Source organism: Streptomyces sp. CB01881, from assembly GCF_002953255.1.
Lineage (GTDB): Bacteria > Actinomycetota > Actinomycetes > Streptomycetales > Streptomycetaceae > Kitasatospora.
Genome location: NZ_CP026498.1, coordinates 5,098,922 through 5,111,185, shown reverse-complemented (window position 1 = coordinate 5,111,185; position 12,264 = coordinate 5,098,922). Strand labels below are relative to the sequence as shown.

General features: G+C 73.2%; 10 protein-coding genes. 6 read left to right on the top strand and 4 right to left on the bottom strand.

Features of this window, described 5'->3' with window-relative positions:
* Nucleotides 1–80: 80 nt before the first annotated feature.
* Nucleotides 81–1,274 carry an RtcB family protein gene (locus C2142_RS12235; protein WP_148642672.1) on the top strand — a complete coding sequence of 398 codons (1,194 nt, stop codon included), beginning with the start codon at nucleotides 81–83 and terminating at the stop codon, nucleotides 1,272–1,274.
* Between the two features lie 54 nt (nucleotides 1,275–1,328).
* Here C2142_RS12235 and C2142_RS12230 read toward each other — a convergent pair whose 3' ends face one another.
* Nucleotides 1,329–2,138, bottom strand: coding sequence for an LAGLIDADG family homing endonuclease (locus C2142_RS12230; protein WP_174315636.1), 810 nt, complete (start codon nucleotides 2,136–2,138; stop codon nucleotides 1,329–1,331).
* A gap of 155 nt (nucleotides 2,139–2,293) precedes the next feature.
* Nucleotides 2,294–2,575, bottom strand: coding sequence for an HPr family phosphocarrier protein (locus C2142_RS12225; RefSeq protein ID WP_148642671.1), 282 nt, complete (start codon nucleotides 2,573–2,575; stop codon nucleotides 2,294–2,296).
* Nucleotides 2,576–2,980: 405 nt separating this feature from the next.
* On the opposite strand from C2142_RS12225, the gene C2142_RS12220 reads away from it, so the two are divergent.
* The 4 genes from C2142_RS12220 (at nucleotide 2,981) to C2142_RS12205 (ending at nucleotide 8,638) form a co-directional block, all read left to right on the top strand.
* Nucleotides 2,981–5,794 carry a GNAT family N-acetyltransferase gene (locus C2142_RS12220; RefSeq protein WP_148644728.1) on the top strand — a complete coding sequence of 938 codons (2,814 nt, stop codon included), beginning with the start codon at nucleotides 2,981–2,983 and terminating at the stop codon, nucleotides 5,792–5,794.
* 94 nt (nucleotides 5,795–5,888) lie between these two features.
* The gene (locus C2142_RS12215) at nucleotides 5,889–6,488 is read left to right on the top strand and encodes a DUF5998 family protein (RefSeq protein WP_148642670.1); all 600 of its coding nucleotides are present in this window, start codon (nucleotides 5,889–5,891) and stop codon (nucleotides 6,486–6,488) included.
* A gap of 257 nt (nucleotides 6,489–6,745) precedes the next feature.
* Complete coding sequence (locus C2142_RS12210; protein WP_148642669.1) at nucleotides 6,746–7,930, top strand: nucleotide pyrophosphatase/phosphodiesterase family protein; 1,185 nt, start codon at nucleotides 6,746–6,748, stop codon at nucleotides 7,928–7,930.
* A 51-nt stretch (nucleotides 7,931–7,981) separates the two neighbouring features.
* Nucleotides 7,982–8,638, top strand: a complete 657-nt coding sequence (locus tag C2142_RS12205) for a thymidine kinase (RefSeq protein WP_148642668.1) — start codon at nucleotides 7,982–7,984, stop codon at nucleotides 8,636–8,638.
* A gap of 67 nt (nucleotides 8,639–8,705) precedes the next feature.
* On the opposite strand, the gene C2142_RS12200 is transcribed toward C2142_RS12205, so the two are convergent.
* Nucleotides 8,706–9,458 (bottom strand): VOC family protein, encoded by a 753-nt coding sequence (locus C2142_RS12200; RefSeq protein ID WP_148642667.1) that lies wholly within the window; start codon nucleotides 9,456–9,458, stop codon nucleotides 8,706–8,708.
* A 154-nt stretch (nucleotides 9,459–9,612) separates the two neighbouring features.
* On the opposite strand from C2142_RS12200, the gene C2142_RS12195 reads away from it, so the two are divergent.
* Complete coding sequence (locus C2142_RS12195) at nucleotides 9,613–10,473, top strand: sulfurtransferase (protein WP_148642666.1); 861 nt, start codon at nucleotides 9,613–9,615, stop codon at nucleotides 10,471–10,473.
* A gap of 206 nt (nucleotides 10,474–10,679) precedes the next feature.
* On the opposite strand, the gene sepH is transcribed toward C2142_RS12195, so the two are convergent.
* Nucleotides 10,680–11,756 (bottom strand): septation protein SepH, encoded by a 1,077-nt coding sequence (gene sepH / locus C2142_RS12190; RefSeq protein ID WP_148642665.1) that lies wholly within the window; start codon nucleotides 11,754–11,756, stop codon nucleotides 10,680–10,682.
* Nucleotides 11,757–12,264 lie beyond the last annotated feature (508 nt).

The window sequence follows — 12,264 nt, the reverse complement described above, 5'->3', positions numbered from 1 at the left end:
TCTTCCCCGAGCCGCACCGGGATCCTTCGCGCGGCACCCACCTAGGCTTGAACCAACCGACCTTTGGAGGTCGTTCAACCATGTCGTACACCGAGGTACCCGGCATCCGGGTCCCGATCCGGATGTGGACCGACCCGGCCACCGTCGAGGGCCAGGCCATGCAGCAGCTGCGCAACATCAGCTCGCTGCCCTGGCTGCACGGCCTCGCCGTGATGCCCGACGTCCACCTGGGCAAGGGCGCGACGGTCGGCTCCGTGATCGCGATGCGCGGCGCCGTCTGCCCGGCGGCGGTCGGCGTGGACATCGGATGCGGAATGAGCGCCGTGAAGACGTCGCTGACCGCGAAGGACCTCCCCGACGACCTCTCCCGCCTCCGCTCCAAGATCGAGCAGGCCATCCCGGTCGGCCGCGGCCTCCACACCGACCCGGTCGACCCGAGCAAGCTCCACGGCTTCGCGACGTCGGGGTGGGACGACTTCTGGGAGCGCTTCGACGGGGTCGCCCACGAGGTGAAGTGGCGGCGCGAGCGGGCCATGCAGCAGATGGGGACGCTGGGCGCCGGGAATCACATGATCGAATTGTGCCTTGATACCACTGGCTCTGTTTGGCTGATGTTGCACTCCGGATCGCGCAACATCGGCAAGGAGCTGGCGGAGCACCACATGACCGTCGCGCGCTCGCTGCCCCACAACCAAGGGCTGGTCGACCGCGATCTGGCCGTGTTCATCTCGGACACTCCGCAGATGGAGGCCTACCGCCAGGACCTCTACTGGGCGCAGGAATACGCCAAGAACAACCGCGCCGTCATGATGGCGATGTTCCAGGACGTGCTGCGCCGTGAGTTCGCCAGGAAGAAGGTCGCCTTCGACGAGGTGATCAGCTGCCACCACAACTACGTGGCGGAGGAGCGGTACGACGGTGTCGACCTGCTCGTGACCCGCAAGGGTGCGATCCGGGCCGGAGGCGGCGAGTACGGGATCATCCCCGGCTCGATGGGCACGAGTTCCTTCATCGTCCGCGGTCTCGGCAACGAGGCGGCGTTCAACTCCGCGTCGCACGGCGCCGGCCGCAGGATGAGCCGCTCGGCAGCGAAGAAGCGGTTCACGGTGCGTGACCTGGAGGAGCAGACCCGGGGAGTGGAGTGCCGCAAGGACAGCGGCGTCGTCGACGAGATCCCAGGCGCGTACAAGTCGATCGAGAAGGTCATGGAGCAGCAGCGTGACCTGGTGGAAATCGTCGCGCAGATCAAGCAGGTCATCTGCATCAAGGGGTGAGCGCTGAAGCGCGGAGGGCCCCGACCGTGCCGAGGCCCTCCGCGCGGCGTCCGTCTACCGGTGCACAGTTCGCCTGCGCTTGGGGCCGACCAGCCGCCATTTGCGGATGCTGCAGCTCTTGAGCGTCCGCCCGAGTTGTTCGGCGGCGAGTTGCAAGCTCGCTGCGTTCAGGAGCACTTCGTCCTCCTGCGGCGTCCAATCGCGCCTGGGGGGCGCGATCGGCATGTCGGGTGGCCGGACCCAGGCCGCCGCTGTCTCGGCGCTCGTCCGTTTATGGGGCAGCGAGAGACAGCCGGGATGGTAGAGGTCGTTAGAGAGTGCCACCGCGTTCTCCTTGAGGTACAGGATGTTGTAGATCGCATCGCGCTTGTTGCGGGTGAGTGTGCGCCGGGCGCCGCAGAGCCTCTCGGCGTAGGCGGCACAGAAGGCGGCGAGGGCGTCGCTCTGCGTGGCGAAGCTGACGAAGGGGAACCCGTCGGCCGTGAGCCCGACCGAGCCGTCGGCGTCGATCAGGCCCCTCAGGTAGTCGCGTTCGGAGAACGGGACGGTCGGCGGCGCGATGATCTCGGATTTCCGGCCCGCCGGAAGGCCGAGGGCCTGGAGCTCCTCGCGGAACTCGCGGGCGCAGACCGTCCACATCGCCGAGGTGTGCTCCGCCTTGAAGTTCGTGGTGCGAGTCCGGTGGCGGATGCTGCTGTTGAACGGGCAGAGGCGCTGGAACTCCTCCAGGATCGGGGCGTCGCGTGCCGAGAGTTCGACGGTGAGCCGGCCCTTGTTGCCGGTGCCCCGGGCAAGGTGTCCGTCCGCCTGGAGGAAGGCGAACATATAGGCGTGGTCGGGCTGTTCGAGGTCGAAGAAGGTCATGCCGCGAGCATGTGTGCGATCGGCCGCCGACAGGAGCCGCTCGGCGACCGGTTCGCCCCATGGTGTGGATGCGATCGAATGTGCGAACAAAAGCGCCCGGCAGTGTCAATGCACTGCCGGGCGCCCTGCGTCTGAGCACTTCGAGTCGGTGGGCCTCAGGCGGCGGCCGGGAGCTCGTCGAGGCCTTCCGCGACCAGCTTGGCGAGGCGGTCCAGGGCCTCGTCGGCGCCCTCGGCGTCGGAGGCGAGGACGACCTCCTCGCCGCCCTGGGCGCCGAGGCCGAGCAGGCCGAGCATCGAGGCGGCGTTGACCGGCTGGCCGCCGGGCTTGGCGATGGTGATCGGCACGCCGGTGGCCGTGACGGCCCTGACGAAGACGGAGGCGGGACGGGCGTGCAGGCCCTCGGCCCAACCGATGGTGACGCGGCGCTCAGCCATGAGACGTGCCTTTCCGGTGAAGCTGGTCACGGCCGTGCTCGGGGTGGCGGCCATGTTGTCTAGACCAGTGTTGCACGCAGGGGGCCCCTCCGAGACGCCGCGTTCAGGAGTTGTGATTGTTTCTTTCGGGGGCATAAGCCCCGGCCAGCGGCCCTGTCGAGCCCTGCCCACCCTGCCGCGGCCGCACGCCCGGCGCCATTCGGCCCGCCGCCGGATAACCTGACGAATGTGGACGACTCCGCGGCACCGCACCCCGAGCTGGACCCGCAGCACGGCACGACGCACGACCCCGGGCAGGGCACGGCGCACAGCACGGCGTACCGCGGGAAACAGGGGGCGAAGCCCGCCTCGGCGCAGCACCCCGAGCAGGCGGGGCCGGACTACCCGCAGCACTGGGAGGCCGACATCCTGCTGCGTGACGGCGGCACGGCCCGGATCCGGCCGATCACGCCCGCGGACGCCGGCCGGCTGGTCGAGTTCTACGAGCAGGTGTCCGACCAGTCCAAGTACTTCCGCTTCTTCGCGCCCTACCCGCGGCTCTCCGACAAGGACGTCCGCCGCTTCACCCACCATGACTTCGTCAACCGGGTCGGTCTGGCCGTGGTGATCCGGGACCGCTTCATCGCGACCGTCCGCTACGACCGGATCGACGCCGACGGCCGCCCGTCGGACACCGGCACGGATGCCGAGGTGGCGTTCCTGGTGCAGGACGCCCACCAGGGCCGCGGGGTGGCCTCCGCGCTGCTGGAGCACATCGCGGCGGTGGCGCAGGAGCGCGGCATCCGCCGTTTCCAGGCCGAGGTGCTGCCGGAGAACCGCAAGATGGTGAAGGTCTTCACCGACGCGGGGTACACCCAGCATCGCAGCTTCGCCGACGGTGTCGTCCACCTGGAGTTCGACCTGGAGCCGACCGCCGCCTCGCTCGCGGTGATGCGGGCGCGCGAGCACCGTGCCGAGGCGAGGTCCGTGCAGCGGCTGCTGACCCCGCGCTCGGTCGCGGTGCTCGGCGTCTCGCGCAACCCGCAGACGGTCGGCCGGGCGATCCTGCGGGACCTGCTCGGCGGTTTCGAGGCCGGGGACGACGACCGCCGCGTCTACGCGGTGAACCGCAACGCCCCGCCCGGTACCGAGCTGGACGGCGTCCCGGTGCACCGTTCGATCCTGGAGATCCCGGGGCCGGTGGACCTCGCGGTGGTCGCCGTCCCGGCCTCCGCCGTCCCCGCCGCGGTCACCGAGTGCGGCGCGCACGGTGTGCAGGGCCTGGTGGTGGTCACCGCCGGGTACGCGGAGACCGGGCCGGAGGGCCGGGACCGCCAGCGCGCCCTCGTCCGCCAGGCGCGGGCGGCCGGCATGCGGGTGATCGGCCCGAACGCCTTCGGCCTGATCAACACCGACGCCGGGCGGCCGTTGAACGCCTCCCTCGCGCCCGTCCTGCCGCAGCGCGGCGGCTTCGGCATCTTCTGCCAGTCCGGCGCGATCGGCGTGGCCCTGCTGGAGGCGGCCCACCGCCGGGGACTCGGCGTCTCGTCCTTCGCCTCGGTCGGCAACCGCTCGGACGTCTCCGGCAACGACTTCCTCCAGTACTGGGCGGAGGATCCGGCGACCGAGGTGGTGCTGCTCTACCTGGAGTCCTTCGGCAACCCCCGCAAGTTCACCCGGATCGCCCGCCGGCTGGCGGCCGCCAAGCCGATCGTGGTGGTGAAGGGCGCCCGGCACACCGGCAGCCTGCCGCCGGGCCACGCCGTCCCGGCCACCGCGACCGGGCTGCGCGACGCCACCGTGGACGCGCTGTTCCAGCAGGCCGGCGTGACCCGGGTGGAGACCATCACGGAGCTGTACGACACGGGGGAGATCCTCGCCCTGCAGCCGCTGCCGTCCGGGGACCGGGTGGCGGTGGTCGGCAACTCGGACTCGCTCGGCCTGCTCACCCACGACGCCTGCCTGAGCGCCGGGCTGCGCCCCCGTACCCCGGTGGACCTGACCACGGCCGCCACCGGTGAGAACTTCCGGATCGCGCTGGACGTGGCGCTGGACGATCCGGGGGTGGACGCGGTGATCGCCGTCGCGATCCCGCCGATCGGCACCTCGGCCCACGCGTTCATGGGCGGCCGGCTGACCGGACCGGACGATCCGGAGATGGGCTCCGACGACCCGGAGATCGCCGAGGCGCTGCTCGAAGCGGGGGAGCGGGCGCGGGAGTTGGGCAAGCCGCTGGTGCTCGCCCACCTGGCGCTGACCGATCTGCCGAGCAGGCTGCGCCCGGGTGGTATCCCCGCCTATCCGGCGCCCGAGCGGGCCGTCCGCGCCCTCGCGCACGCCGTCCACTACGCGCAGTGGCGCCGCGGGATGGCCGAGGCGGAGGAGACCGCCCGCGTGCCCGAGCTGGACCGGATCGACGAGGCGGGCGCCCGGGCCCTGGTCGAGGCCGCGCTCTCCACCCGGGCCGCGATCTCCCGCCCGTCACCCACCGCCACCCTTGTTCGAGGCGCTACGCGCCGCTCCATCCTGTTTCGCACCCAGCCGGGGGGCGCGCGGATCACCCTGCCGGACGCGGACGCCGCCGCGCTGCTCGCCCGCTACGGCATCGACGTGTCGCCGACCCTGCAGGCCCCCGACGAGGAGACCGCCGTCCGGGCCGCCGCCGCGCTCGGCTACCCGGTCGCGCTGAAGGCCACCGCCCCCCACCTGCGCCACCGCCCCGATCTCGGCAGCGTCCGGCTGGACCTCACCGGGGAGCCGGGGCTGCGCCGCGCCCACCGCGAGCTGGACGCGCTGCTCGGCGGAGCCGCCCAGGCCGAGCTGGTGGTCCAGCGGCTGGCCCCGCGCGGTGTGGACACCGTGATCGGCGCCACGGTCGACCCGGCGGTCGGTGCGATCCTCTCCTTCGGCCTGGCGGGCGCCCCGGCCGAGCTGCTGGGTGACGTGGCCCACCGGCTGGTCCCGGCCACCGACCAGGACGTCGCGGGGCTGATCCGGGAGGTCCGGGCGTCGCCGCTGCTGTTCGGCTGGCGCGGTGCGGAGGCGGTGGACACCGACGCGCTGGAGGAGGTGCTGCTGCGGGTGTCGCGCCTGGTGGACGACCTTCCGGAGGTCGCCTCGGTGGATCTCGAACCCGTGGTCGTCGCCCCGCACGGGCTGGCGATCCTGGGGGCGCGAGTGCGGATCGCACCCCTGCCCGTCCGCAGCGATCTGGGCCCGCGCGCCATGAGCACGCTGTAACCTTCCTTGGTTGCGCCCTGCCCGTGGGCGCTGTTGCCTGGAAGCTCGGCGCCGCGCCGCCCGCTTCGTCGGCGGACCATGCCAGGATGGAGTTATGGCGAAGACCGGTACCACCACCACTCAGGACCTGCGCTCGGCGATCGAGCGCAGCGGCTACTACCCGGCCCTGGTGTCCGAGGCGGTCGAGTCCGCGGTGGGCCCGGAGCCGATCAGCTCCTACCTGGTGCACCAGGAGACCACCTTCGACGCCAACGAGGTCCGCCGGCACGTGACCGTGCTGGTGCTGACCCCGACCCGGTTCGTGGTGAGCCACACCGACGAGCAGTCCGGCGACGGCGCCGGCCCGGCCGTGCCGTACGCGACGACGTCGACCGAGAGCGTCCGGCTGGACCGGATCGGTTCGGTCGTGGTGAGCCGGATGGTCGCCAACCCGGAGACGTACACCCCGGGAACGCTGCCGCGCGAGGTCGTGCTGACGATCGGCTGGGGTGCGGTGCAGCGCCTGGACCTGGAGCCGGCCGGCTGCTCGGACCCGAACTGTGAGGCGGACCACGGCTACACCGGTTCGGCCACCGCTGACGACCTGTCACTGCGGGTCAGCGAGGCCGGCGACGGTCCGGAGACGGTGGCCCAGGCACTGGTGTTCGCCCGGGCGCTGTCCGACGCGACGATCAGCAACGGCCCGCGGGTCTGAGCCCGGGGCCGGACCGGCCTCAGGACAGCCCCACCGGACAGCCCCACCGACCGACCTCCACCGGACCCCGGCCGGACCGCCCCGCAGCGGTCCGAGCGGCCCGGCCCGGACCGACCAGCCACGGACCGACCGGCACCGGACGGACCGGCCACGGACCGACCAGCCCCACGGACCGACCCGCACCGACGCCCGCCCGGACGCCGCACCCGCGGCCTGCCCGTGCCGCACCGGACAGCCAGGAAGCCAGCCCCTCAGCCATGTCCTTCGCACCCGACGGCCACGACGCCTTCGAGATCCTCGACCCCGCCACCGCCCCGGCGCCCCCGTACGGCAGCGGCTCGCTCTGCGACCTGCTGCCCTCGGTGGCGGCCGGCCTCGGCGTGCCCGGGTTCACCGCGACGCTGCCGATCGCGCCCGCCGACCGGGTGGTGGTGTTCCTGGTCGACGGTCTCGGCTGGGAGCTGCTGCTGCGCCACCCCGAGTACGCGCCCTTCCTCTCCTCGCTGGCCGGCAGCTCGCTCGGCGGCACCGGCCGCCCGCTGACGGCAGGCTTCCCGTCCACCACGGCCACCTCGCTGGCGTCGGTGGGCACCGGGACCCCGCCGGGCCTGCACGGCCTGGCCGGCTACACGGTGGCGGTGCCGGGGGCCGGCTACCTGATGAACCAGCTGCGCTGGCAGCCGCACACCGATCCGGGGCTCTGGCAGCCGTACCCGACGGTGTTCGAGCGGACCGAGGCCGCCGGGGTGGCGACCGCGCAGGTCTCCTCGCCGCTGTTCGCCCAGACCCCGCTGACCCGGGTGGCGCTCTCCGGCGGCACCTTCCTCGGCCGCACCACCGGTGAGGAGCGGATGGACCAGACCGCCGCCTGGCTGGCCGAGCACGACCGCGCCCTCGTCTACACCTACGTCAGCGAGCTGGACGGCGCCGGGCACCGGTTCGGGGTCGACTCCGACGAGTGGCGGATGACGCTGGACGCGGTGGACCGCCTGGCCCGGAGGCTGGCCCGGCAGCTGCCGCCGCGCTCGGCGATGTACGTCACCGCCGACCACGGCATGATCGACATCGCCCCCGAGGACCGGATCGACTTCGACGAGGACTGGGAGCTCGGCGCCGGCGTCGCGCTGCTCGGCGGCGAGGGCCGGGCCCGGCACGTGTACGCCGTGCCGGGGGCCGCCGCCGACGTGCACACGGTCTGGAGCGAGGTGCTCGGCGACCGGATGTGGGTGGCCACCCGGGACGAGGCGATCGCCGCCGGCTGGTTCGGGCCCTCGGTGGACGACCGGGTCTACCACCGGATCGGCGACGTGGTCGCCGCGGCCCGCGACGACGTCGCCGTGATCGCCTCCCGCAACGAGCCCGGCGAGTCCGCGATGATCGGCCTGCACGGCTCGATGACCCCGGTCGAGCAGTTCGTCCCCCTGCTCGAAGTCCGCGCGTGAACCCCCGGCTCCGCGTGAACTCCTCCTCCCTGAAAGGCCTCTGCTCCACCCATGGCTGAACTGGTGTTCTTCTCGGGCACGATGGACTGCGGGAAGTCGACGCTCGCGCTCCAGATGGACCACAACCACGCCGCCCGCGGCCGGCAGGGGATCATCCTCACCCGTAACGACCGGGCCGGCGCGGCCACCATCTCCAGCCGCCTGGGCCTGCAGGCCGAGGCGGTCGAGGTGACGGACGACTTCGACTTCCACGCCCACGTCGTGCACCGGCTCTCGGCCGGCGGCCGGGTGGACTACCTGATCTGCGACGAGGCCCAGTTCTTCGCCGCCGAGCAGGTCGACCAGCTGGCCCGGGTGGTCGACGAACTCGGCATCGACGTCTTCACCTTCGGCATCACCACCGACTTCCGGACCAGGCTCTTCCCCGGTTCGCAGCGGCTGATCGAACTGGCCGACCGGGTCGAGGTGCTCCAGGTCGAGGCGCTCTGCTGGTGCGGGGCGCGTGCCACCCACAACGCCCGGACGGTGGGCGGCGTGATGGTGGTCGAGGGTGCGCAGGTCGTGGTCGGCGACATCTCGGTACGCGAGGACGAGGTCGGCTACGAGGTGCTCTGCCGCCGCCACCACCGCCGCCGGCTGACCGCCGCGACCGCCCGCGCCTCGGTGCTCTCCCCGGACGTGCTGCCCTTCGAGGAGCAGCAGGCCTGACGACGCCCGCCCGGGAACCCGCCCCCGGTGACGATGCGGCGGGCGCCCGACCCCCGGTGACGACGCCCTACGCGCCCGTCTCCAGTACGGAGAAGTGCCCGCCCTGCGGGTCGGCCAGCCGGGCCACCCGGCCGCGTCCGGTCGCGTGCGGTTCGACCAGCACCCGGCCGCCCAGCTCGACCGCCAGACGGGACGTCAGCACCGCGTCCCGGACGGCGAAGTGGACCCGCCAGCGCGGCGGATGCCCCCGCAGTGCGGCGCCGGAGCGGATGCCCGCCACCGGCAGGTCGTCCACCACCAGCGCGGACCCGCCGTCGGCCGGCGCCACCGGTCGCCCCAGCACCGCGCCGTAGAAGGACGCCGCGCCCTCCTCGTCGGGGGTGAGCAGCTCCGCCCAGGCGGGGCCGCCCGGCTCGGGGCCCGCCTCCCGGCCCGGGTGCTCCTCGCCCTGCCAGAGGCCGAAGACGGCGCCGGACACGTCGGCCGCGATCGCCAGCCGCCCGGCCCGCTCGGCCTGCAGCGGGCCGACCGCCACCGTGCCGCCGCACTCGCGCACCAGCTGGGCCGTCGCGTCGGCACTGTCCACCGCGAAGTAGGTGGTCCACTGCACCGGGAAGCCCGTCGCCGCGGAGACGCCGAGACCGGCGACCGGCTCACCGCCCGACTCGGCCCGCACGTAGGCGCCGAGCTGGGTGGGGCCCGGCGTGTACGACCAGCCGAGCAGCTCGCCGTAGAAGGCGCGGGCTCCGGCCAGGTCGTCGGTCATCAGGCTGACCCAGCACGGCGTGCCCTGGGCCAGCCGGAGTTTCACCGCGGGCATGCGGGCCTCCTCACGGGGCGGACGGCGCACGAGCTGCGCACGTGAGGGTGATGGTTCCACCCTGGCGCGCGCCGAACCCTCGGGCCGCGCGGAAATTCCGGCAAAGACCGCACAAAGAGCGTCGAGTTGGCGGCCCTGCGCGAGAATGACCGCCATGACGACCTATCACGACGGCTCCCCGCTGGTCTCGGTGGCCGGCCTCCAGGAGGCGCTCGCCTCGGATCTCCCGCCCGTCCTGCTCGACGTGCGCTGGCAGCTCGGCGGCCCGCCCGGGATCGAGGACTACACGGCCGGCCACCTGCCCGGCGCCCACTTCGTCGCCCTGGACGCCGACCTCGCCGCACCGGCCGGACCGCCCGGGCGCGGCGGCCGCCACCCGCTGCCCGGCGTCGAGGAGTTGGGCGCCGCGCTGCGCCGTTTCGGAGTCTGTGCCGGCCGCCCGGTGGTGGTGTACGACGGCGCCACCTCGCTGGCCGCGGCCCGGGCCTGGTGGCTGCTGCGCTGGGCGGGCCACCCGGACGTGCGGGTGCTGGACGGCGGGTTCGCGGCCTGGCAGGCCGCCGGGCTGCCGGTGACGGCCGAACTGCCGGAGACGGAGGAGGGCGACTTCAAGCCCGTGCCGGGCCACCTGCCGACGGTGGACGGGGACGGCGCGGCGGCCTGGGCCCGGACCGGCCTGCTGCTGGACGCCCGGGCCGGGGAGCGCTACCGCGGCGAGACCGAGCCGATCGACCCGCGGGCCGGTCACATCCCGGGGGCGGTCTCGGCGCCGACCACCGAGAACGTGGGCCCGGACGGGCGGTTCCGGCCGGCCGCGGAACTCGCCGAGCGGTTCCGTGCGCTGGGCGCGGGCGAGCGGGAGACCGCCGTGTACTGCGGTTCGGGCGTGACGGCGGCGCACCAGATCCTCGCGCTGGAGGTGGCGGGCCTGCCGGCCACGCTGTACCCGGGGTCATGGAGCGAGTGGTCGAGCGACGGGACCCGGCCGGTGGCGGTCACCGACCAGCCGGGCTGAGCGGGTGGCACGCGGCCGGTGGCACGACGGCGGTGGCGCCGCACCGGGGGCACGCCCCCGGCGGCACACGGCGGGTGGCACGCGGCCGGTGACTCGCGGCCGGTGACACTCCGCCGGTGACACGACGAAGGGGCGGGAGGCCGCGAACGGCCTCCCGCCCCTTCGTCAGCCGAAGGTCGTCACCCGAAGGCGACCGGCAGCGGCGGCTACTCCTGCTTCTTGCGCCGGCTGCCGAAGACGATCTCGTCCCAGCTCGGCACGGTGGCCCGGCGCCCGGGCCGGACGCCGTCCGCCTCGGCCTGCCGGTCGGTCGTCCCGACCAGTCGCTCGCGGTGCGGGGCGACAGCCCGCGGCATCAGGATGTCCGCGTACGCCGAGCCCGCGCCGACCGCGGGGGCGGCGGCCGCCGGCTCCTCGGTCTCCTCGGCGACCTCGACGGGCACCGGCTCGATCGGCGGCGGCGCGCCCACGGCGAGGTCGCCGCGGAAGGCCGGGACGACGTCGAGCAGGCTGGTCAGCGAGTCGCGCGAGTCCGCGGTGGCCTCGCGGCCCTCGCGAACCTCACGGGCCGACATGATGCGGTCGGCCGAGGGCCGGTCGATCATCGGCCGCGGCGGCCGGTCCTGGGGGAGCCGGGCGATCCGCGGGATGAACGGGAAGACCGACTCCTCCTCGCGCTCGACGTTCTCGCCGATCAGCGCGCGGGCCTCGTCGTCGTTGGGCTGGACCAGGCGCCGGGGCGGGTCGTACGTCCACGACGCACTGCGGCCCTCGCCCTCCGCCCGGTAGGAGAGGATGACCTCCCAGGTGCCGTCGTCGCGCCGCCAGGAGTCCCAGCGCTCGGTGTCCTTCTCGGCGCCGCGCAGCGCGAGCCGCTCGGCGACGGCCTCGCCCAGCTGCGGTCCGGTGGACTCGCCGTGCCGGCGGATGGCGGTCTTGCGCGCCCGCTCGGCCATGAAGGCGCGCTCGGCGAGCACCGGTCCCTCGAAGCGGCGGACCCGGTCGACGGAGATGCCGGCGGCCTGCGCGACCTCCTCGGCGGAGGCACCGGCTCGTATCCGCGCCTGGATGTCGCGGGGGCGGAGGTGGCTCTCCACCTCGATCTCGATCTGGCCGAGGCGCGGACGGTCACCCCGGATGGCGGCGCGCAGCCGCTCGTCGATGGGGAGGGTGTACTCCGTGCTGTCGGCAGCCTTGAGCACCAGCCGTGTGCCGTCGTTGCTGACGGCCACAACCCGCAGTTCGGGCACGGTTACCTCCCGGGTGGTGCCTGCCGACGTCACCTGCGTCGCTGCTCCCGTACTGAGTGTGGCCTGCCCGCTCGCGACTGGCCACAACCTTGCTGAGTTCCCCGGCGTGTCGGGCTCACGCCCGGGCTCGCCGCTGTGGCACGGTTGCCTTTTTTGCCACGTCACCTGTTGACGTCGCGCCTGGGTGTCCCGGCCGTCCTCGCACGCGGAGTGTTCGCGACGATCCGGGACCGGCGTCGCCGTGCGTGCCTGCGCCGTGGCTCCTTGTCAATCTGCCGGCTGATGGCCAGTCGACAAGTCGACCCAGGGCTCAGGCTTTACGAACAGTACTCCATTCGTGGCATCCAAAGGGGCGGCTCGCCGCTCAAGTCTCCCGCGATTCACGGGAATCTCAAGAGCGCGCACCCCCGATGGCCGACGATCAGCCGGCGAACGGTGATCATCTTCACATATATCTCCCGCGCGGAACCGCATTTTCGTCCCTTGTGTCCTCCTTTGGGCAAGATGGAGTGACTTGTTCGAAGGACAGTCGTACGAACCG